This window comes from Caballeronia sordidicola, assembly GCF_001544455.2.
Lineage (GTDB): Bacteria > Pseudomonadota > Gammaproteobacteria > Burkholderiales > Burkholderiaceae > Caballeronia > Caballeronia sordidicola.
Genome location: NZ_FCOC02000019.1, coordinates 1 through 19,001, shown reverse-complemented (window position 1 = coordinate 19,001; position 19,001 = coordinate 1). Strand labels below are relative to the sequence as shown.

General features: G+C 57.1%; 20 protein-coding genes and 3 pseudogenes. 17 read left to right on the top strand and 6 right to left on the bottom strand.

Annotated features, from left to right (window positions below; all coding sequences use genetic code 11):
- Positions 1-25: 25 nt before the first annotated feature.
- Positions 26-997 carry a LysR family transcriptional regulator gene (locus tag AWB64_RS23785; RefSeq protein WP_060857901.1) on the top strand — a complete coding sequence of 324 codons (972 nt, stop codon included), beginning with the start codon at positions 26-28 and terminating at the stop codon, positions 995-997.
- Between the two features lie 35 nt (positions 998-1,032).
- On the opposite strand, the pseudogene AWB64_RS31080 reads toward AWB64_RS23785, so the two are convergent.
- Together AWB64_RS31080 and AWB64_RS31415 are read right to left on the bottom strand one after the other, a co-directional pair.
- Positions 1,033-1,349 (bottom strand): annotated as a pseudogene (locus tag AWB64_RS31080) (AraC family transcriptional regulator); the annotation flags it as partial.
- 134 nt (positions 1,350-1,483) lie between these two features.
- Positions 1,484-2,216 (bottom strand): annotated as a pseudogene (locus AWB64_RS31415) (IS6 family transposase).
- Positions 2,217-2,296: 80 nt separating this feature from the next.
- On the opposite strand from AWB64_RS31415, the gene imuA reads away from it, so the two are divergent.
- Positions 2,297-3,013, top strand: coding sequence for a translesion DNA synthesis-associated protein ImuA (imuA, locus tag AWB64_RS23770; protein ID WP_063493273.1), 717 nt, complete (start codon positions 2,297-2,299; stop codon positions 3,011-3,013).
- A gap of 34 nt (positions 3,014-3,047) precedes the next feature.
- Positions 3,048-3,272 carry a DUF3717 domain-containing protein gene (locus AWB64_RS23765; RefSeq protein WP_060857898.1) on the top strand — a complete coding sequence of 75 codons (225 nt, stop codon included), beginning with the start codon at positions 3,048-3,050 and terminating at the stop codon, positions 3,270-3,272.
- Positions 3,273-3,377: 105 nt separating this feature from the next.
- On the opposite strand, the gene AWB64_RS23760 is transcribed toward AWB64_RS23765, so the two are convergent.
- On the bottom strand, positions 3,378-3,779 hold the full coding sequence (locus tag AWB64_RS23760; RefSeq protein ID WP_063493272.1) for a hypothetical protein: 402 nt from the start codon (positions 3,777-3,779) through the stop codon (positions 3,378-3,380).
- A gap of 274 nt (positions 3,780-4,053) precedes the next feature.
- Between AWB64_RS23760 and AWB64_RS23755 the strand changes: the two are divergent.
- Both AWB64_RS23755 and AWB64_RS23750 read left to right on the top strand, forming a co-directional pair.
- Positions 4,054-4,639 (top strand): annotated as a pseudogene (locus AWB64_RS23755) (nucleoside 2-deoxyribosyltransferase).
- A complete protein-coding gene (locus tag AWB64_RS23750; protein WP_060857896.1) occupies positions 4,636-5,598 on the top strand; it encodes a tyrosine-type recombinase/integrase in 963 nt (320 codons plus the stop codon). Before AWB64_RS23755 ends, AWB64_RS23750 begins: the two are co-directional and overlap by 4 nt.
- Here AWB64_RS23750 and AWB64_RS23745 read toward each other — a convergent pair.
- Positions 5,579-5,803: a hypothetical protein gene (locus AWB64_RS23745; RefSeq protein WP_060857895.1), complete on the bottom strand. Its 225-nt coding sequence runs from the start codon at positions 5,801-5,803 to the stop codon at positions 5,579-5,581. The two genes, AWB64_RS23750 and AWB64_RS23745, sit on opposite strands and share 20 nt — an antisense overlap.
- Positions 5,804-6,531: 728 nt before the next feature.
- Here AWB64_RS23745 and AWB64_RS23740 point away from each other — a divergent pair.
- Genes AWB64_RS23740 through AWB64_RS23725 form a run of 4 tightly spaced genes read left to right on the top strand, consistent with a single transcriptional unit; the run spans position 6,532 to position 9,163 of the window.
- Positions 6,532-6,984 carry a MarR family winged helix-turn-helix transcriptional regulator gene (locus AWB64_RS23740; protein ID WP_060857961.1) on the top strand — a complete coding sequence of 151 codons (453 nt, stop codon included), beginning with the start codon at positions 6,532-6,534 and terminating at the stop codon, positions 6,982-6,984.
- 30 nt (positions 6,985-7,014) lie between these two features.
- On the top strand, positions 7,015-7,578 hold the full coding sequence (locus AWB64_RS23735) for an isochorismatase family protein (RefSeq protein ID WP_060857894.1): 564 nt from the start codon (positions 7,015-7,017) through the stop codon (positions 7,576-7,578).
- Between the two features lie 2 nt (positions 7,579-7,580).
- Entirely contained in the window at positions 7,581-7,910 is a 330-nt protein-coding gene (locus AWB64_RS23730; RefSeq protein ID WP_060857893.1) for a hypothetical protein, read from the top strand.
- Positions 7,907-9,163, top strand: coding sequence for an MFS transporter (locus AWB64_RS23725; RefSeq protein WP_060857892.1), 1,257 nt, complete (start codon positions 7,907-7,909; stop codon positions 9,161-9,163). Before AWB64_RS23730 ends, AWB64_RS23725 begins: the two co-directional genes overlap by 4 nt.
- A 353-nt stretch (positions 9,164-9,516) precedes the next feature.
- Here the strand turns inward: AWB64_RS23725 and AWB64_RS23720 are convergent, their stop codons facing one another.
- Entirely contained in the window at positions 9,517-9,804 is a 288-nt protein-coding gene (locus AWB64_RS23720) for a DUF2164 domain-containing protein (RefSeq protein WP_060857891.1), read from the bottom strand.
- A gap of 919 nt (positions 9,805-10,723) precedes the next feature.
- Here AWB64_RS23720 and AWB64_RS32360 point away from each other — a divergent pair.
- From AWB64_RS32360 to AWB64_RS23675, 8 genes are all read left to right on the top strand, one after another.
- Positions 10,724-10,984, top strand: a complete 261-nt coding sequence (locus AWB64_RS32360; protein WP_244164184.1) for a LexA family protein — start codon at positions 10,724-10,726, stop codon at positions 10,982-10,984.
- On the top strand, positions 10,942-12,252 hold the full coding sequence (locus AWB64_RS23710) for a Y-family DNA polymerase (protein ID WP_244164183.1): 1,311 nt from the start codon (positions 10,942-10,944) through the stop codon (positions 12,250-12,252). The genes AWB64_RS32360 and AWB64_RS23710 overlap by 43 nt, the downstream gene beginning before the upstream one ends.
- A 390-nt stretch (positions 12,253-12,642) precedes the next feature.
- Positions 12,643-12,861: a hypothetical protein gene (locus tag AWB64_RS23700; RefSeq protein WP_060857888.1), complete on the top strand. Its 219-nt coding sequence runs from the start codon at positions 12,643-12,645 to the stop codon at positions 12,859-12,861.
- Between the two features lie 81 nt (positions 12,862-12,942).
- Positions 12,943-13,242 carry a hypothetical protein gene (locus AWB64_RS23695; protein WP_060857887.1) on the top strand — a complete coding sequence of 100 codons (300 nt, stop codon included), beginning with the start codon at positions 12,943-12,945 and terminating at the stop codon, positions 13,240-13,242.
- Between the two features lie 3 nt (positions 13,243-13,245).
- The gene (gene ligD, locus AWB64_RS23690) at positions 13,246-15,216 is read left to right on the top strand and encodes a DNA ligase D (protein ID WP_060857886.1); all 1,971 of its coding nucleotides are present in this window, start codon (positions 13,246-13,248) and stop codon (positions 15,214-15,216) included.
- A 20-nt stretch (positions 15,217-15,236) separates the two neighbouring features.
- Positions 15,237-15,662: a hypothetical protein gene (locus tag AWB64_RS23685; RefSeq protein ID WP_060857885.1), complete on the top strand. Its 426-nt coding sequence runs from the start codon at positions 15,237-15,239 to the stop codon at positions 15,660-15,662.
- A 54-nt stretch (positions 15,663-15,716) separates the two neighbouring features.
- Positions 15,717-16,532: an exodeoxyribonuclease III gene (xth, locus tag AWB64_RS23680; protein ID WP_060857884.1), complete on the top strand. Its 816-nt coding sequence runs from the start codon at positions 15,717-15,719 to the stop codon at positions 16,530-16,532.
- A gap of 190 nt (positions 16,533-16,722) precedes the next feature.
- The gene (locus AWB64_RS23675; protein ID WP_060857883.1) at positions 16,723-17,178 is read left to right on the top strand and encodes a hypothetical protein; all 456 of its coding nucleotides are present in this window, start codon (positions 16,723-16,725) and stop codon (positions 17,176-17,178) included.
- 573 nt (positions 17,179-17,751) lie between these two features.
- On the opposite strand, the gene AWB64_RS23670 is transcribed toward AWB64_RS23675, so the two are convergent.
- Positions 17,752-18,033, bottom strand: a complete 282-nt coding sequence (locus tag AWB64_RS23670; protein ID WP_060857882.1) for a hypothetical protein — start codon at positions 18,031-18,033, stop codon at positions 17,752-17,754.
- Between the last annotated feature and the right edge of the window lie 968 nt (positions 18,034-19,001).

Sequence of the window (19,001 nt, the reverse complement as noted above, 5' to 3'; positions counted from 1 at the left end):
GTTGGATCAGGCATAACATGAGGTCATGCCCAATCTACGCAAGAAACTGCCGAGCGCCAACGCGCTGTTTGTTTTCGAGGCCGCGGCGCGCTGCGGAAACTTCACGCGCGCCGCACAGGAACTGTATGTGAGCCAGCCGGCGGTCAGCCGGATGCTGGCGCGCATGGAAGACCATCTCGGCGTGCAATTGTTCGAGCGCGCACGCGGCGGTATCGAACTGACGGAAAACGGCCGCATCCTGTACGGGAAGATATCGGAGGGGTTCAACGGTATAGAGGGGGCGATCCGCGAGATCGAAGCGCGTTCGACCGGCGTGGAATCCGTGACCCTCTCGGTTTCCACCGCCTTTACCACGCACTGGCTGATGCCGCGAATGAACCGGCTCAACAAGGCGTTTCCGTCGGTGGACCTGCGGTTCCAGTTGATTTCGGGGCGTATTGGCGGTCCGCTGATCGACGTGGACCTCGGCATGCGTTTTGTGACTCAGGACGAAATCGATGAAAACAGCGTCCTCGTCATGCCCGAACTCCTGCTGCCGGTGTGCAACCAGCGCTATCACGATCAACGGTCGGTCAACTCAGCAGGCGAGCACGAAGACACGGTGATCGTCATGGACGACGAAGAGCGCGGCTGGCACGACCGCTTTGCAGCATTCGCCGGGCACCGGCGGCGAGCGGCGCACATGCTCAGTTTCAACGATTACGCCATCGTGGTTCAAGCCGCGCTGCTCGGTCAGGGAGTGGCGCTTGGCTGGCTGAACGTGGTGTCGCACTGGATTGCGCAAGGCGCGCTGATGCCGGCCGAACAGGAGCTGACTGCAACGCACCGCCGCTGCTGCCTGGTTTCGCCGCCAAACAGGTCGCTGCGGCCGATCGTGAAATCGGTGCGCGACTGGATCATCGAAGAAACGCGCGCGGACATGCGCACGGTCGAGACGGCGTATCCCGGTCTTGGCGTGCGCAATGCGCTCAAAAGCGCGGGGCTGGTGCTGAACTGACGAGGCCGTTGTGCTCGTGCGTGGCGGTCTTGCCGCGCGCGCTTCAGAAACGCGGTGGGCGTCATGCCGCAAAACTGCTTGAAGTGGCGCGCAAGATGGCTTTGGTCGAAGAAGCCGACTTCAGCCGCGACCATGGAACTGGGCACGCCGGCCAGCAGCAACGTCTGCGCGCGTTTTATCGCAAGCCGCACAAATACCGGTACGGTGACGACCCGAACTGTTGGCGGAATACCGTGACGAATCTCAGCACGCTCAACGCCGATGATTCCGCGAGTTGCGCGAGCGTCACGGGTTCGTCGAAATGCGCTTCAATGAACGCGCGCGCTTCACTGAGCGCCACGGTCGATTTCATGGGGGCGCCACTGCGGGTTGCATGACGGGACCGGCAGCGAACCGCCGCACGGAGAAGGAGTCGAGTGGAATGGCCGTGCGGGCATTGTCAACTTGCCGAGGGTGAGGCAGCACGACGGCAGGTGTGACGGCAGATCAGAAAGCAGTCGACGGAGTTTGGGAGTGTTCGGTGAATTCGCGCCATGCAACAAACCGGGCTGCGAGTTGTTTTCGATAAAGTGAAGCGCGCAGCAGATGCCGCTTGAACGCGAAATTGGCGGATCGGCCCAAAGCAGGAGAGAAATTTCTGTGTCCGTTTCGGGTCGCGAAAGCCGCGCATGCGACGCTCTCGTTCGCGTGTCGGTTGGTGGCTGTTCTCGGCCCGATTGTTCAGTCGGGCCGCCGCTTTGACAAATATGTGCTTCACGTTCGCAAGTTCCGGGATCTCGGCTTTTGCCACCGGATAGCTGCGCAACCGGTCGGTGACGATCTTGCGCGGCACAGGGCTCGAACGCAGCACACGCTTGAAGAAGCGTTTGGCAGCCGCTTTGTCGCGCCGCTTTTGCAGCAGAATGTCGAGTTCGGTGCCATGCTAGTCAACCGCACGCCACAGCAGGTAGGGTTCGCCACGAAGCGTGACGAACATTTCGTCGAGGTGCCACGTGCTACCCGGCTTGCAGCGCGCGGCTTTGACGCGATGCGCAAAACCCTTACCAAATTTGTCACACCAGCATCGGATCGTCTCGTAGGTCACGATCACGCCGCGCTCGAAAAGCAGTTCCTCGATGTCGCGCAGGCTCAACTGGAAGCGAAAATACCATCGAACAGCACAGCTGATGACACCTGCCGGGAAACGGTGACCGTGACAGAGTGATTTCGATTTCTTCATTGCGCCATCTTAACCGACACGTCACGCAACCTGACAACGCCAACGGAAGTACTATACTGTATAAAAACACAGGTATAGATATGTCGGCGCTTTCTGACTACGAAAAGATCCACCCATCGTTGTGGAGAGGATCGCAACTAGCTCGCACTGCGAGGAGGGTCATCGACACCGGCTACGAGGCGCTGTCGGCAGAACTGCCAGGCGGCGGCTGGCCCGTCAGTACGTTGGTTGAGTTTCTGACCGCTCAGTCGGGTATTGGCGAAATGCGCATCTTACGACCCACGCTAGCGTCGTTGGCAGGTAAACCGATTGCACTGATCCAGCCCCCTCAGGTGCCGAATATACAAGCGTTTATGTATATGGGAATTGATTCATCGAAGCTTGTGTGGATCACGCCGAAGAAAACAGCGGACGCCCTGTGGTCCGCTGAACAAATTCTGAAGGCCGGCAGCTTTGGTGCGGTGCTTTTCTGGCAACAACACATCCGAGGTGAGTCACTACGTCGCTTAATTCTTGCGGCGCAGTCAAATGAAACGTTGTTTGTGCTGATGAGGCCGCTCGCGAGTGCACAAGATAGCTCTCCGGCATCGCTACGGCTCGCGCTACGGCCAGCCGAAAACGGCGTCGCGGTCGAAGTGATCAAACGCAAGGGGCCTATCGGCAACGGAAGTTTCGTCCTGCCAGTGGATCCGGCGCCCTCGTTGGTCAGCTCGTTTGGACGAAGATCGCGGGAATTCCTGGTCAGGGAGGCGGGCACGTCCCCCATCGTTACGCCAGCCGACGTTTCGGCACCCTAACCTAATATCGAACGGCCTTTTCTAAGTAATCGCCATGAATACCTACACCATTGGACAGATTGAAGATGCGATCAACTACTGGCGTGAGCATCAAGCGTCGGGTGAGGACGCTGCACTCTGCCCCCGCGCACGCGTGCTTGCCGACATTTACGGTGCAATGATCTATAACCGCGAAGAAACCGTCTTGGCCAACACGTTATCGCCTGCACAAAACGAATCACTCAGCTTGGCGCTCAATCAGCAACCGCTTGGACTATAAGCTTTGATCCGTCGTCTATAACGAGGTGCGCAGGCGTTGGCGTTTCTCACCAGGACGAACAAGCTAAAACCTTCGCGCCGTGCGACATGGGTTGGTTTCGGGCGATCACCGGTTCGCTCGCTTGATAGCGTCCAGCGCCTTCGTTTTAGCGATATCAGCGCATAGCTCGGTCCACTTCCAGAGAAGCGATGTGTCGTCTGTGAGAAACAGAGGATGTTCGACCCATGCGCTCACTTCCGCCCCTTTCCAGCCGGTTTCGAAAACTCGCACGTCTTCGTCGTCGCTCACACCCGAGCCGACCAAATCGGCAAACGATGCGAGGTTGTATAGATAGACGTCCGCTTCTGGCATGTCGAACAGCACCGCGAGCGTTCTTATCGCACGTCGGTTCGCCGCTTCCCTGCCTCCGGCCATCAAAAAGACAACGCTTTCATCGCTACTCTTCGGTTTTCCGAAGATGACTCGGTAGAGAGATGTCCTGCACCGGTTGCTTAGTTGAATGCTCATCAGAACTCCAGCGGACTTGACATGCACGTCTTGGCGATATTCTAACCACTGACATGCTTGATCAAAACATAACGAGGAATGAATGCCTAACCCTACCAAGGCACTGCAGGCTCTCAGCCAGCAGCTCGACGAAGGCCACGACATCGACGTAATCGCTTCGAATCTTGGCAAAAGCGTGTTGGCTGTCCGGCAGCAGATTGCGCGGTTGCGAAAACGAATTGAAGCTGGCCACATCCGGCCGGCACCGCTACCTATCGAAAAGGCCGCGGGGACCTTGCGTGTGTATCTCGCTGGTTTCGACGTATTCCGAATCGATGCAGTAGATCACGGAGCTTATCTAAAAGGCCTGTGTCGAGAGGAAGGTTTTCTCGGCATGTATCCGTTCGACAACGAAGCACCGTCAAACTTAGGCCCCGCTGAGAAAGCGGCATGGATCTGTCGCGCGAACATCGATGCGATCCGATCCGCTGACATGGTCATGGCGAACCTGAACGATTTTCGTGGGCTCGGTGAGCCAGACAGCGGTACAGCGTTTGAGGTTGGTTTTGCGGCCGCACTCGGCAAGCCTATGGGCGTATCGCTCCGACGCTCGAGCGCTTGTTGAACAGATCGCTGAAACGTCCGATCCGGCCTCTTCCCTCCCTATGTGCGCGCGTGGATACGTCGTCGAAGACTTTGGCCTAAGCGTCAATCTAATGCTGGCCAGTTCGGCGCGCGTGGTAGTAGGTGGCCCGGAAGATTGTCTGCGCGAGATGAAGAAAGTTCAGCATTGGTGGCCCCTCCCTTTTGATGACGGGGTTTGCGAAGCGCAGCTTCGTATATATTGGGGAAAACGCAATTCCAGTATATCTATTTTATGAACGATTTCGATTGGCTAAACGATCCGCAAGCGGCGTACGACGAATGGCAGCGAAACGATGCTGTTGGCGCGGACCGGCGTCCATTCGCTGAACAGTCAATCACTCAACATCGGTCAATGTTCGCGCGGTTCCATCGACACCTCGCGACCCATGGCAAGACGGTGGCCACCTTCGGCGCGGCAGAGATCGACAATTTCTTCAACACGCTTGGCCAGGAGGCGCGCCCAGATACGACGACGCAGCTTCGTTACCTCAAACTCATCGATCGCGTCTCGCGTCACCTCGTGGCAATGGAAGTACGCAAAGACAATCCTGCGTCGTTGATGCTCGTTGGCCAAGCCTGGCCGGAAGACGAGCCGACTCCGGTCTTCCTTTCAGAAACCAACGATAAACGCCTGCAGCTCACGTGCGTCACGGCCGCGGAGTCGACGTTCAAAGAACTCCGAAGCGTGGCGATTGTCGCCATGTTCTTGGGCACTGGAATTACAGCGGCCGAATGCCGCCAACTCGGACTTGATGACCTAAATGTCGACGGTCTGCGACCTGACGTTTATGTGAAAAAGCGTGGACCGCGCATCGCGCGCCGCGTGCCCCTCGAACCTTTCTGCATCGATGTTCTTCGCGAGTATGTCGTAGCGCGCAAAAACATCGCCTGCCCTACAAGCTATCTTTTTATAGCAACAGGGACCGGCAAGCCGATGAAAGATGACACGTTGGGCAAGAGTGTCCGAAACGCGCTTGAAAAAATCAAAGTGACGGCGGCCGACATGAGTCCTCGGTTGCTCAGAAACACGTACGGGCGCCGGCATATCATCGCCGGCTGCACCAACGAGCAAGTCAGCAATCTGCTCGGGCTTTCGAGCCATCGAACTGCCGCGAGATTACGTCAAACGCTCGAACTTTCTGGGCTGGAGCCCATCGAGGAGTCCAGGAAGACGGTTAATCCGGATTTAAGTTAAGCGGGTTCTTTGCTGTGCGAAGAGCCGACTCAACCTGTGCCACCACTTGCTTGATTGTCCCTTGAAACACCGGTCCGCCATCCACCTGCGCAACAACCTGATTTTCAATCACTTGCCATTCGCCGCGGTTCCTGCCGTCGATCATTATCAAACCCCTCTGCGCCGGCGCATGGTCCCTCACGTAAAGCTCAATCTTGCCCGCCATCCATCAAACTCCTACTATCGTTCAAGAACAGTTTGACGCGAATTCTAAGACAAGATCGCGGATAGCTAGATTAGAAAGCGTAAACTGCTTGATCACGCGAGCGCAAAAAATCCGGGCGCGATAGGCGGCTGATTCGGCCCATCGACCATTAATCGAGGCTTTGCTGGATAGGGTCCAAGCTCTTAACGGGTCGGAACCTGTCGTTGCAGTCGCTACGAGTCGAAAGGCCATAGTGGGTCGGGCTGCGTCAGTCCGCGGTTCAAACTCATCGCCAGAAAGCGGCCAGTGGAATTTCGCTGCCCTGAAGCGGCCAGTCGCCAGCGCGTACTTCCGACCCGAAGCAGCCGATCAAACTCGACTGACGAACGGCTGGAGTTGGGCATAAACAGCCTTAAGCCACCTGCGATAGCCGACGATGGTTGTGTCCGTTTAGCATTGCACCCCCTTTGTCCTCCCAGTACCCATTGGTGTATATCAAGCGCACAACTCTGTCATAGAGGAGGCGGGTATTGGTTGCCGCAAGCTGATCGGTGCCCGTGGATTCGCCAGATCCTTCTCAAGCTGGGGTTACCGCGCGTAGCCGCCAATTGGTGAACGAACTCTTAGCGGACGTCCAGAAGTAAAGCCTCGGTAGATCGACCCGCATGTACCGACAGCGCTTGCTCGTCCATCCAATCATTACTACAGCTTGTCTGTACAGTTTGACTGTGCTCACGTATGATCGGAGCATGATCAAGTCATCTCTCACATCCGATGCGCCATCGGCGGCCTTGCTCGCAGGCGAACTGCGTATTTCCCTAGGCAAATTGACCCGCCGGCTGCGGGAGCAGGCGCATCCAGGAGACTTCACATCCGCTCAGAAGTCGGTGCTACTCCGCCTGGATCGCGACGGGCCCGCAACCGTATCCGCGCTTGCGCGGGCGGAAAGCGTGCGCCCGCAATCCATGCGCATCACAGTGGCCGGTTTGGAGGCGATGGGGGCCATAAGTGGCGAACCCGACCCGACCGATGGTCGGCAAAGCCTCATCGATTTAACGCCTAGCTTTCGAAAAACCCTCAAGGAGAGTAGGGCCGCCAAAGACGACTGGCTGGTCCGTGCCCTTAAAGCACAACTCTCTCCTCAAGAACAGGAGGCACTCGCGGCCGCGGTGAAACTGCTGCAGCGGCTCGCCGACTTCTAAGCCATTCCCAGACCCTTTCAGGAAATTAACATGGCCCTTACCTCGCTCGATTCGAACACTGCGCTTATCATCGTTGACCTGCAAAAAGGCATTGTCGGCTCCCCCTTTGCCCATCCCATCGACGGGATCGTGAATCGTTCGCGCGTACTGCTCGACGCGTTCCGTGAACGCGGCTTGCCGGTAGTACTGGTCAACGTCGCCGGGGTAGCACCGGGCCGCACCGAGCGGCCACGTCACATCGAATCGTTCCCCACTGGATGGACCGACTTCATCCCCGAACTCCATCAGCAGCCCGGTGATATCGTCGTAACGAAGCGAACCTGGGGCGCATTCGCCAGCACTGATCTCGAAGGCCGGCTGAAGGCACTGAGCGTCACCCAGGTCGTTGTCACCGGCGTCGCCACCGGGACCGGCGTCGAGGCGACAGCCCGTCAGGCATATGAGCAGGGATTCAACGTGACCCTGGCCCTCGACGCCATGACTAACGCGCGTCCCGAGGCGCACGACTACAGCATCAAAAACGTCTTCCCGAAGCTGGGCGAAACGGGTACGGCTCAAGACATCATCGATTTGCTGGCAAAAAGGAGCGCCTGAAAATGGAATGGCTTCAACTTGTCTCCTACTTCTTCGGCGCTGCCTTTCTCACGAACGCTGTGCCGCACTTCATCGCCGGCGTGAAGGGCGAACCGTTCCAGAGTCCGTTCGCAAAACCGCCGGGGCAAGGTATGTCCTCATCAACCGTGAATGTGCTTTGGGGGTTTCTCAATCTGATCGCCGGCTATGTGCTCATTTGTCGCGTCGGTGATTTTGACCTGAGGAGCACGAGCGATGCCGTTGCGTTCGGGCTCGGCGTCCTGGCCATTGGGCTGCTTTCCGCGCGGCTGTTTGGCCGGTTTCACGGCGGCAATGCGCCGGAACATTCGTGAGTGCGGCTGCCGGGGACGTCTTCCGTTCGCTGAGAAACTCCAATTACCGCATTTGGGCGGCTGGTGCGCTGGTCTCGAATGTAGGAACGTGGATGCAACGCACCGCGCAGGACTGGTTGGTGCTGACCCAGCTCACGCATCACAATGCGTCGGCCGTTGGGACCGTCATGGCGTTCCAATTCGGGCCACAGCTTCTGTTGCTGCCCTGGACAGGCTTCGCTGCCGATCATTACAACCAGCGCAAGCTCCTGATGGCGACCCAGGCGGCGATGGGAGTACTTGCCCTGGCACTGGGAATTATCACCGTCATCGGTGCAGTCCAGCTATGGCACGTCTACGTATTCGCTTTTCTATTCGGCTGTGCTTCTGCGTTCGATGGGCCCGTGCGCCAGACCTTTGTGGCAGAGCTGGTCGGCGACGCGGAGCTGCCGAACGCGGTCGCGCTCAACTCGACCTCGTTCAACGCAGCGCGAATGATCGGACCGGCGGTGGCGGGTCTGATCATCGCCTCGGTCGGCACCGGCTGGGCATTTCTGCTCAACGGTGCCAGCTTTGTCGCTGTGCTGGCCTCCCTGTTTCTGCTCCGCGTCTCCGGTCTGCATGCGAACGCACGGGCACGCCGGACCAAGGGTGGTCTCACCGAGGGATTGCGCTATGTATGGGCCCGACCGGACCTCAAGGCGATCCTGGTCATGCTGTTCCTGATCGGTACGTTCGGACTGAATTTCCCGATCTTCATCTCGACCATGGCCGTCGGTGTCTTTCATAGCGATGCACGCGGCTATGGCCTCCTTTCGTCGATCATGGCCATCGGTACCGTCTCGGGGGCACTGCTTGCGGCCGGCCGCGATCGGCCACGGTTCTTGTCCTTGCTAATCGGGGCCGCGATCTTCGGACTTGGCTGCACGCTGGCCGCCGTCGCCCCGGGCTACTGGGTATTTGCCGGCGCGCTGGTCGTCATCGGCGTAGCCGCCCTGACCTTTACCAATGCGACCAACAGCCTGATGCAGCTTTCAACAGCACCCGCCATGCGGGGACGGGTGATGGCATTGCGCGTGGGCATCGCGCTTGGGGGTACGCCGATCGGCGCGCCGATCGTGGGTTGGGTGGCAGACCATCTGGGCCCACGCTGGGCACTCGGCGTTGGTGCGGCATCAGGTTTCGCCGGTGCTATTGTGGCCATCTACGTCATGACACGGCAGATTCATCTGCTCGGGCGTGACGAACTTCCCGAGGGACATAATTCTCGTTGATGTTGAACAATGCGAGCGATGCGACTGGTGCTATTGCCCAGAGGTGAAGTCGCCACCGAGTTTGAGTAGCCGGTCCTCTATTGCCGCTGTCCCTCGTGGGGCGAGCAGCGGTCGTTCGCGACGGCAGTCCGAATGACGGTTCCTGGCCGGATTGAGGCTGTGCCCTAGGCAATTTGCTCGCCGCAAAGCGGCCGCTGAACGAGGGGAAACGAGACGTGGCTGATGAAAATGGATGTTGACGTCGACCGGCGGTTCCTGGCCGTACTGCGTCCGAGGACCGAGCATGTCGCTCGTCTGCGGCCGTTGCACGTCATGTAGCAGCTACGAGCCGCCGTTGAGAATATCCGAGGCAATCATTTACTCACGTACTTGCGCGCCTTCGTTTGGGCTTCGTACTTTTTCCAGTACTCGAACTCATCTTCGTGAACTTCGAAATCAAGTTCCGAGATGCGTTGCAGGAGTCGTTCTTGTGCATCTGCCACAGCTTTGTTGTAGATGCTGGGGCCGATTTCTTCCAGGAAGAAGCCGAGAAGCGCACCGGCAGCAATATTGCCGATGGGCTCCTCCATATTCTCCTTAAAAAATCTCTGAACGGATGCGATCGCATCGGCTCTGACTTCTTTCGACAATTCAATTGTCATGGTCAACGGCCTCGAGGAATTTCCCGCGCTTCTTGTTTCACATCGATTCCCTTCCCCTATACCGGCAAATTCCGTGCGGACCTCAGCAGTTTTCCGCCACGTAGTGTGCCCGAAGGTTCATGCTGCCGTGAAGAGATTTTCGATTATCTAGGCACGGATGTCGAGTGACCGAAACTGGCCGTCTGTGTCTGTCATTGATTGACCCTGGAAACAGCAATTACGTATTGCACTCCACCGATTACACGGGTTAAATGTTGTCGCGGCGGAACACGGTGCTCAAACGGCCTAAAGTAACCTTTGTTCCTTGCCGCACTCTCGAACGACGATGCACGTCATAGCATGGCGTTCTCATCAAGCAGAGTTGTTTCGCTCGCTGCATCGCGTGGAAGTACCCACGCAGCTTCCGTCACATCCCCGGCAGAAATGCCGATTGCAAATATCCGTACCGGCAGTCCACCTGTTGAGGTCGTCCACTGGAGGAGTTCCGACTGTTCGCCCATTCTCGCGCGCATAAAAAGTGGGCTCGCCCGCTTTCCCACGGGCTACCGCCGCGTCGATGGAGGATCCGAACGCTGCACGTAAATTCGCAACGAATGCAGCCATCTCGGGCATTGGATGTGATTTGCGCTCGGTCGCAACGCTCATCTTCATTCTCCCGCTATCTCGAAAAAGGGCCAAACCAAGTCGGACAAAAGCCGTTATAGAATACTGTACATCCATACAGGCATCGTGTCCATGCGCCGCCCCATCCCTCTCGCCGACGATGTCGCCGGCGCATATTTGATTGAAGTACTGGCCAAGGTGCCGGCTGGCTTTCCAAGCCCAGCGCAAGATCACACGCAAAAACGCATTGACCTGAACGATGTACTCGTCTTGAATCCAATCGCGACATTCCTGTTTCAGGTCGAAGGGCGACTCGATGATCGATGCGCGGATTTTCGATGGAGACCGGCTCATCGTCGATCGTTCGGTGGAAGCGGTGCATGGGCGCATCGTGCTTGCTTGTGTTGATGATGAATTTACCGTCAAGCGTTTGTATAAGCGTGCGGGCGTCGTGCGTTTGCATGCCGCGAATCCGGCGTACCTACCGATCACGTTCGCCGAGGGACAAGAGATGAGCGTGTGGGGAGTGGTCACATGGAATCTTCGACAACTCCTTCACCCGCGCAAGCCGCGATGACTACATTTGCGCTAATCGACGGCAACAACTTTTATGTCTCGTGCGAGCGCTGTTTCGATTTGTCGTTGATCGGAAAACCCGTCGTTGTACTCAGCAATAATGATGGGTGTGCAGTAGCCCGGTCACAAGAGGCAAAAGCGCTCAAAATTTCCATGGGGCAGCCCTGGTTCCAGCTTCGCGAATTGGAGCGAACCCACGGCTTGATCGGATTAAGCTCGAACTACGCCCTCTATGCGGATCTCAGCGACCGCATGATGTCCATCATTGGACAGTATTCACCAGTACAGGAAATCTATTCGATCGATGAATGTTTCCTCGACCTCGGGGGATTTCGCCACGACCTGACGACATATGCATTCCAGATCCGGGCGCAAGTGCTCCAATGGGTCGGTATCCCAACCTGCATCGGAATTGGACCGACAAAAACGCTGGCCAAGATGGCCAACCATCTCGCCAAGAAAAACCTCGGCCGCGCATGGAACGGCGTGTGTGATTTTGGCTCGCTTGACGCGGGTGAGCGCGACAGCATCTTGGCACTTGTCGAGGTGGACGAAGTGTGGGGCGTCGGCCGCAAGATCGGTGTACGCCTGCAGGAGATGGGCATTGAGTCCGTTTTGCAGTTCAAACGGCTCAGCCCGTCTTTTGTCCGGAAGCAATTTTCGGTCGTACTCGAACGAACGCTGCTTGAGCTCAACGGCATCGCCTGCTATGGATTTGAAGATGCCAGCCAACCCCAAAAACAGGTTCTGTGTTCACGTAGCTTTGGACACGTCGTGTGTGCGCTTGAGGAATTGAGTCAGGCCGTGACGCAATTCGTGGCAACGGCCGCGCAGCGGTTACGCCGGCAAAACCTGAGAGCCAATCAGGTACAGGTATTTATTCGCACAAGCCCCTTCAAGAAGGAAGATCCGCAATACAGCCGCGCGATCAATGTTCCGCTCGTGTCACCAACGTCGGACACGCTCACGCTTGTTGACTCGGCCTTGTTCGGACTGCGCCAGATCTATCGCGAAGGCTTTCGCTATGCAAAGGCGGGGGTATTGCTCCATGAGTTACAAGCGACGTCGATCGAGCAAGGCGAGCTTTTTGGTCGCGACACCACACGTCAGGCCAAACTGATGGTCGCACTCGACGCGATCAACGACAAATACGGCCGAGGCACGATGAAGCTCGGAGCGGTCGGGGAGCGTCGGGCATGGCACATGAACCAGGATCGGCGCAGCCCCTATTACACAGCCGATTGGGCCGCACTTCCGAAAGTACGATAAGCGTTCGTGCGCTTTCCGTTCCAGTCAGTCAGCATCACATAGCGTCGGCTCTACACGTTCCCTGCTCTCGATCCAACGCTTGGCCCAACAGGTGGCTTGAAACTCAGCGTCCTCCGCTGAGTCATGACAACTGATCCCCGCAAAGGCAAATCGCCGCCGCTCGCTCCAAGCGGCGTCCTCCTTTTCTAGAAGTGCGGCGGCCGAAAATCCGGATCCCTCGACAACGCTTACCGTCCGGATTCTCCACCCATGATACATAACGAGCGTCATAGAGCCCCCTCGCGGCCTAAATCGGACTTTCGAAGCATTTTTCTTGCCATGAATGGGCTTTGCGGTACGCACCGGAACGGCCCTTGCTAGTCAGCAATGACTTACTTTTGGAGAAAAATTATGGCTGGCGACAATTCCTACAAGCCCGGCGAAATCGTTAAGGTTTCCGGCATTTATTCGGTCGTTCACGAGGACGGCAAAGGGACATTCGAAGTGACGTGCGTCGAGGGAGAGCATTTTCCGCCTACGCGCAGCGGCAAAGGCGCACACTATGAGTTGAAATACGGTGCAACGCATTCGCATAAGCACAATGATTTGAAGGGCAGCGAAAGCAAATAACCGCTTTGGAATCCGCGCGGGCCGCATTCCTATTGCGATCATCGTCAACCAATGCATTTTCAGCTGCTAGCGGAGCCACCTATGAATATGAACCTTAGCGACGTCAAGGACGAGTTCGCGGCCATGCTCAAGGATCGGCCCCGCGGAACGACTGCCGACATAACAGAGCACACCGTCATTTACTGGGACGGCAAAACCGCCGTCGGCATCCATCGGGTTTACGATCATCCATGGTTCGAGGACCGCTTCGAAATCGATGATCACTTCGTTGCAGATGCGCATGAGCACCTCGCTCCCTGGTTTGCGAACCCGGCGTTTTCGTCACGGCCTGATCTTGTCGCGTGGTTGGACGCTGGACTGGATAAAGTCATGGAGCGTTAATCCATGGCCGGGCGATGGAATAACTCGAACAAGAAACCGCCCAGACGTGCAACGAAGGAGCCGCCGGGTGTAACGCCTTCACTGGTCGAACCGCAGCTGGGCACGCTCGTCAATCGCCCTCCCACCGATGGAGAATGGTCGTACGAGATCAAATTCGACGGATATCGGATTCTCGCCCGCATCGACGCCGGCGACGTGCAGCTTTTCACTCGCAACGGACACGACTGGTCCGATCGCATGCCCAAGCTTTGCGCGGCGCTTAAAGCACTTCCCGTTGATAACGTGTGGCTCGACGGCGAAGCGGTCGTGCTGGACGCGGCAGGCATGCCGAATTTCAATGCGCTTCAGAACGCGTTTGATCGTCGCAGCACCGCAGAAATCGTATTGTTCTTTTTCGACCTGTTGTATCTCAACGGAACGGACCTTAGAGAACAATCGCTCAGAGCACGGCGTGCGCTCTTGGCCGAGTTACTTGGCGAAGTTCATACCGATGCGTTGCGCTACTCGGAAGACTTCGCGCAGGACCCCGACTCACTCGTAACATCAGCATGCAAAATGAAGCTCGAGGGGATCATCGGCAAGCGCGCGGACGCACCATATCGGTCCGGACGCTCGACCGACTGGGTCAAGCTCAAATGCAAGCTCAGACAGGAATTTGTCGTTGCCGGATTTACGCGCTTGCGCGGCGCGAATACTGGCATTCGTGCATTATTGCTTGGAGTGTATGAGATGGATGGAACCCTTCGGTTCGCCGGCACCGCGCAGCAGAACCTACGCCCTTCGCAGATCGCCGCGCTTGAGAAAAAGGCAAAAACGTTGGTTCGCAAAACGAGCGCGTGTTACAACCCACCGGCACCCGAAAAAGACCGTGATTACGTCTGGCTGGAACCCCGGCTTGTCGCGGAATTGTCGTTTCTCGAGTGGACGCCGAACGGAGAAGTTCGGCACCCGATGTTTCACGGCATGCGTGACGATAAACCTGCGGCCGCCGTCACGGAGGAGCCGGTTGTCGACGTTGCGAACGGAGAGCCGGTCGAGGCGCAAACCGGCTCGACGCGTGTTCAACCGGGGCGCCGCAACAACGTCACGCTTTCTGGCCAGAAAATCTCCAACGCCGATCGCGTGATCGACCCGGTGACCGGCATGAAGAAGATAGACCTGGTCCGATATTACGATGAGATCGCTGAGTGGGCATTGCCCTATCTGCAAGACAGGCCAGTCTCGCTTGTACGCGCGCCCGATGGCATCGCAGGCGAACTATTCTTCCAGAAGCATGAGGAGCGGATGCGCATTCCCGGAATCACCAAGCTGCCCGTCGCGCTGCACCCGAAGCATCCGTCTTTGTTGGCCGTTGACGTGCCCGAAGCACTCATAGGCTTGGCTCAAATGAACGTCATTGAATTGCACACGTGGAATGCCGTGCAACCAGACCTGCAGCATCCCGACCGATTTGTGCTCGACCTCGATCCCGATCCGAGCCTCTCATGGAAAATGATGACCGAGGCCGCTCAGTTAGCCAAGGTCCTGCTTGATGAAGTCGGGCTGAAATCCTTTATCAAGACCAGCGGTGGCAAGGGATATCACATCGTCATTCCGCTCACGCGGCGCCAAAGCTGGGATGAGGTGAAGACGTTTTCGCAAGGCGTTGCGCGTCACATGGCCCAGGTGATGCCCGACCGGTTTTCAGCGGTGCTGGGTCCAAAGAACCGTGTCGGAAAAATCTTCATCGACTACCTGCGCAACAGCAAAGGCGCGAGTACGGTCGCAGCCTTCTCCGCGCGCGCACGTTCCGGCATGGGCGTCTCGATGCCGATCGCTTGGGAGGAACTGCCAGAGATCGAGGCAGCCGACCAGTGGACTATTCACAGCGCGATCAAACGGCAGCGCATCCTAGGCGCCGACCCGTGGCAGGGATACGCGCGTTGCCGGCAGGGATTGACCGTTGCCATGAAAAGAGCAATCGACCTCAAGTAGCACTACACAACGGAGAAACGATGGACGACGGAATTGAGAGACGCGCCCTGCTGTTGCATTTGGGCGACGTGCTGGAAGCATCTGCGTGCGTGATGAAATGCGCAAACCGGTTTAACACCGTTGGAGAGGCTGTCGGACAAGAGGAATCCCTGATGAGCTTTACCATCCTTCGCATGGTCGATGCAGAAATCACCCCCTACGAGTTCGCGAAACGAGCAGCGAGCACGTTCTTCCTTTGGCCGAAGCTGCTGCTCGATGAGTCGATCAACCGGGCGCTGCTCGCGAACCTTGTGCAACACGATCTCTTCCCCGGAAATCAAAGCGGCTGGGAAAGCTACGTCTCCGAGCTCCGACACCAAGTGCCGTGGTTTGCTGACGGTTTGGACCAGGTTCCTGAAGGGCAGTTTGAGAAAAGCGTTGCGGTGTGGCCACCCACTGCGCATTGATCTAATGTTGGTAGTCGATCGAGATGTCACCGGCCGTTTGAGGAGATTGCGAACGTGCCGAAACTGAAGATCGCTACGTTCAATATCAACGGAGTGCGCTCGCGCCTTCCATCGTTGCTGACGTGGTTAGCCGAGGCGTCCCCCGACATCGTCTGCCTGCAGGAGCCAAAGGCTGTCGATGCCGCGTTTCCGATCGAGGCGATTAACGAGGCTGGGTACGGCGCAATTTGGCACGGGCAAAGTGCGTGGAATGGCGTTGCAATCTTGAGCAAAGGATCTGATCCGATTGAAAGTCGCAGAGGTCTACCAGGTGACCGCGGTGATAAACAAAGTCGGTACATCGAAGCGGCGGTCTCGGGCATTTTGGTTGGTTGTCTCTATTTGCCAAACGGCAATCCGCAGCCAGGTCCCAAGTTCGACTACAAGCTCGCGTGGTTCGAACGGCTGATCGAATACGCGCAATATTTGACGGATAGTGCTCACCCCGTTGTGCTCGCCGGCGACTACAACGTCGTCCCCACAGACGACGACATTTATAACCCACGCTCGTGGCGCGATAACGCGTTGCTACGACCTGAAAGCCGTGAATGCTTTCGGCGCCTTGTAGCGCAAGGATGGACCGACGCGCTGCGCAGCGTGCACGGCGACGAGCGCATTTACACCTACTGGGATTATATTCGCCGGCACCGCGGCGCCGACTACGGTTTGCGGATTGACCATCTCCTGCTCAGTCCAGCGCTTGCCCCGCGTCTTAGGGATGCGTCTGTTGATGCTTGGGTGCGGGACCTTCCAAACGCCAGTGACCATGGTCCAACGTGGATCGAGATCGTGCCTGAACAACACGGACGTAGAACGAAAAACGCAAAATGAGGGCGACTCAGATACGGCATGAACTGGCCGTGATGCGAAAGCGAATCGACTTTGCAGCGTTCAGCGCGCACTGGACTCGCCGAAGAACGCAACTGCCATCCCCGTACCAGTGCCTTGACTTCGCGCGGTCATGAGTAGCTTGGGTTGTGCGTCTGACATTTGGGTCTTACGCATAACCAAAAGGCAAATCATGACCTACCAAGGCAGTTTTAACGACCTCATCTACGCTAAGAACGATCGCACGCCGAGCGTCGCACGCTACCGTATCGCGTGTTTTGATGACGGGGCCGATATGCGCGCAGTGATTCATCTCGCGCATTTCGCGAATCCTGTATTATCTTCGCAAGGGATTGATGCCGACACCGATGCAGCACTCAACAAGATCATCGATATTCACTTTGGTGGTGTTCGTATCGACCACGTTCATCTGGTCGTTGAAGCGGTCGACGGCATGTTTGAATATCCGATCGATTTCGATGCAAACGAGTTCCATCGGCGCGGCAACCCTGCCACGCTTCAAGGTTCGGGGAAGTCTCAAGCTTTAAGCATCGATAGTAAAGACGTCGTCGGCGGTTCGGTTAGCTTCTTCGCGTCATCCGTGAAACGTCATGCGCTGAGTGCAGCGGTCGAGAACGCGTTACGGTGACTGCCTCCGTTACAAACTAGCGGTGTCACTCAGGTGACGTCAGTCCTCCAGCGGCGACTCGGTTCGCCGCTGGACGTGCGGTCGAGGTTGGCACCCTCACGACTACTAGAACACTTATTGGCCGTGATCACCAAGCAAAGAGCCCCGATATGCAAATCTTAAGCGAAGTTGAACGACAGGCAATCCGCGCAGTGGCCGAGGGCGACCGATCGCAACTTGATTGTGCGCGCCGTGCGTTTCACCGCGCCGCTCCGCGCTACGGAGTCGCGTCCTGTGTCGAACTGCAGTTTATGTCCGAAGTCCTGACACCCGTCCCCGACCTACTAATTCGATCGAACTATCGACGGGCGCTACTACGGCAATCCGCTTAGCTGTTGCGTGTTTCCCGACGGACGTTTCGTTCGTCGGCTCTTCGTCCTCGCTTCACTACGACTTCACCGTGCGCTTACTTAGATTCTACAATTTCGAGAACCGAGGGGCCTAGAAATCCACGTGCTCGTTCGGTTCGCAGTTTCACCGACCGATCGGCCATCTTCCCCTACTGGCTACGCCAGCCAAGGGCCGCCGCTTTGGTCAAGTGACGTAAACGGCATACACCAGCGCGCCAATAAAATAGCAGAAGCAACCAATGCTCGCCATGAGTGAAACGCGCCGGTAGGGCACCGGCGCCCCCGATCCCCGGGACTTACGTTGCACCCAGCTACGACTGCTAGAAGCCATCGCTAAACCGATACCGAATGCGCCCGCTATGACGCGTAGGTTGGCAAAGTTGTTCCAGATAGCGCCATCGATAATCATAAGAAGGAATAACACGCCGACTAAATTCACTTCAGGATCGACACTCGTTTTTGGCATAGCGATGGATTCATCCGGTTTAGGAATTTGGCGTCTATATGCTTCGAACGAACTTTTTTGTCATGCCCGAAGGTTCGTCAATATGTAGTTCTTGACGACAGTAATGAGCCGAGAGCATCGCAACGATCGTGATCCACGTAACGCAACCATGTGCGGCCTGCTAAGCCGCAAGAGCCGCCCTCCAACTTGCCTCGAGCGAACCGTTCGACGGCATTATGCGCAATGTCAATTCGCGGCAGCTAGACGTGCTGCATCCAAAAACTACCGGGCGGAGCGTAATGCAGATGGCCAGTAGCGTATTCCCAAAAATGGCCAACCGGATTTTCTCGTTACGCCTTCGATTAATGGTAAATCCCGAGACGAGCAAGCGTCGCAGCCCGGCATGTCTCCACCAAAAATCATCTACACGATCATTACGGGAACGAACGGCACGCCGAGCAACCCCCTGCGGAAATTCGGAAACAAAGGTACTCCAAAATTTTTGCAGGCCTGCACGTCTAAGCCATCGATGCGCGAGGCTTTAACGTAAGCGACCCTTTCGTTACCGCGTGAGCAGGCCCTTGACCGTGCTGACAATCCAGGGAACCAAGCCTCGCCGAGCCGCCGTGCGCACCAATTGTCCCGGTCCTAAAACAGTCCCCACGATCAGCCCGGCAGCTATAAGGCCAGCGTAGGGCGTTTGCAAAAACACCGGACCTTGCGGGGTGTCTGTTGGGACAAGCCGTCGGCGTGGCCTGCCAACCAACGAGGTGACGTGATTGGCGGCCACCAGCTCCGCTCGGGTAGCCGCCATGCGCGCAAGAATTTCTGTTTGAGACGGGTTCTCAGCACGGGTCATTGCAACGCCTCTTTAACAGCAGCTACGTCGTTTTGAGTCTCGGACCGGAGCGTTTTGAACGGCTCTGTAGGCTTCTGGGTGCGCACAACGAGAAAGGCGCTGATCGCCACCACCAACCACAAACCAGCGA

What these genes read in the sequence shown, in the direction of transcription:
- imuA (WP_063493273.1), top strand. Translation starts at nt 2,297, where the DNA reads ATGTCGGCGCTTTCTGACTACGAAAAGATCCACCCATCGTTGTGGAGA.
- AWB64_RS23785 (WP_060857901.1), top strand. Translation starts at nt 26, where the DNA reads ATGCCCAATCTACGCAAGAAACTGCCGAGCGCCAACGCGCTGTTTGTT.
- ligD (WP_060857886.1), top strand. Translation starts at nt 13,246, where the DNA reads ATGGCCGGGCGATGGAATAACTCGAACAAGAAACCGCCCAGACGTGCA.
- AWB64_RS23720 (WP_060857891.1), bottom strand. Translation starts at nt 9,804, where the DNA reads ATGACAATTGAATTGTCGAAAGAAGTCAGAGCCGATGCGATCGCATCC.
- AWB64_RS23695 (WP_060857887.1), top strand. Translation starts at nt 12,943, where the DNA reads ATGAATATGAACCTTAGCGACGTCAAGGACGAGTTCGCGGCCATGCTC.
- AWB64_RS23760 (WP_063493272.1), bottom strand. Translation starts at nt 3,779, where the DNA reads ATGAGCATTCAACTAAGCAACCGGTGCAGGACATCTCTCTACCGAGTC.
- AWB64_RS23765 (WP_060857898.1), top strand. Translation starts at nt 3,048, where the DNA reads ATGAATACCTACACCATTGGACAGATTGAAGATGCGATCAACTACTGG.
- AWB64_RS23675 (WP_060857883.1), top strand. Translation starts at nt 16,723, where the DNA reads ATGACCTACCAAGGCAGTTTTAACGACCTCATCTACGCTAAGAACGAT.
- AWB64_RS23740 (WP_060857961.1), top strand. Translation starts at nt 6,532, where the DNA reads ATGATCAAGTCATCTCTCACATCCGATGCGCCATCGGCGGCCTTGCTC.
- AWB64_RS32360 (WP_244164184.1), top strand. Translation starts at nt 10,724, where the DNA reads ATGATCGATGCGCGGATTTTCGATGGAGACCGGCTCATCGTCGATCGT.
- AWB64_RS23670 (WP_060857882.1), bottom strand. Translation starts at nt 18,033, where the DNA reads ATGCCAAAAACGAGTGTCGATCCTGAAGTGAATTTAGTCGGCGTGTTA.
- AWB64_RS23685 (WP_060857885.1), top strand. Translation starts at nt 15,237, where the DNA reads ATGGACGACGGAATTGAGAGACGCGCCCTGCTGTTGCATTTGGGCGAC.
- AWB64_RS23735 (WP_060857894.1), top strand. Translation starts at nt 7,015, where the DNA reads ATGGCCCTTACCTCGCTCGATTCGAACACTGCGCTTATCATCGTTGAC.
- AWB64_RS23710 (WP_244164183.1), top strand. Translation starts at nt 10,942, where the DNA reads ATGGAATCTTCGACAACTCCTTCACCCGCGCAAGCCGCGATGACTACA.
- AWB64_RS23750 (WP_060857896.1), top strand. Translation starts at nt 4,636, where the DNA reads ATGAACGATTTCGATTGGCTAAACGATCCGCAAGCGGCGTACGACGAA.
- AWB64_RS23730 (WP_060857893.1), top strand. Translation starts at nt 7,581, where the DNA reads ATGGAATGGCTTCAACTTGTCTCCTACTTCTTCGGCGCTGCCTTTCTC.
- AWB64_RS23700 (WP_060857888.1), top strand. Translation starts at nt 12,643, where the DNA reads ATGGCTGGCGACAATTCCTACAAGCCCGGCGAAATCGTTAAGGTTTCC.
- AWB64_RS23745 (WP_060857895.1), bottom strand. Translation starts at nt 5,803, where the DNA reads ATGGCGGGCAAGATTGAGCTTTACGTGAGGGACCATGCGCCGGCGCAG.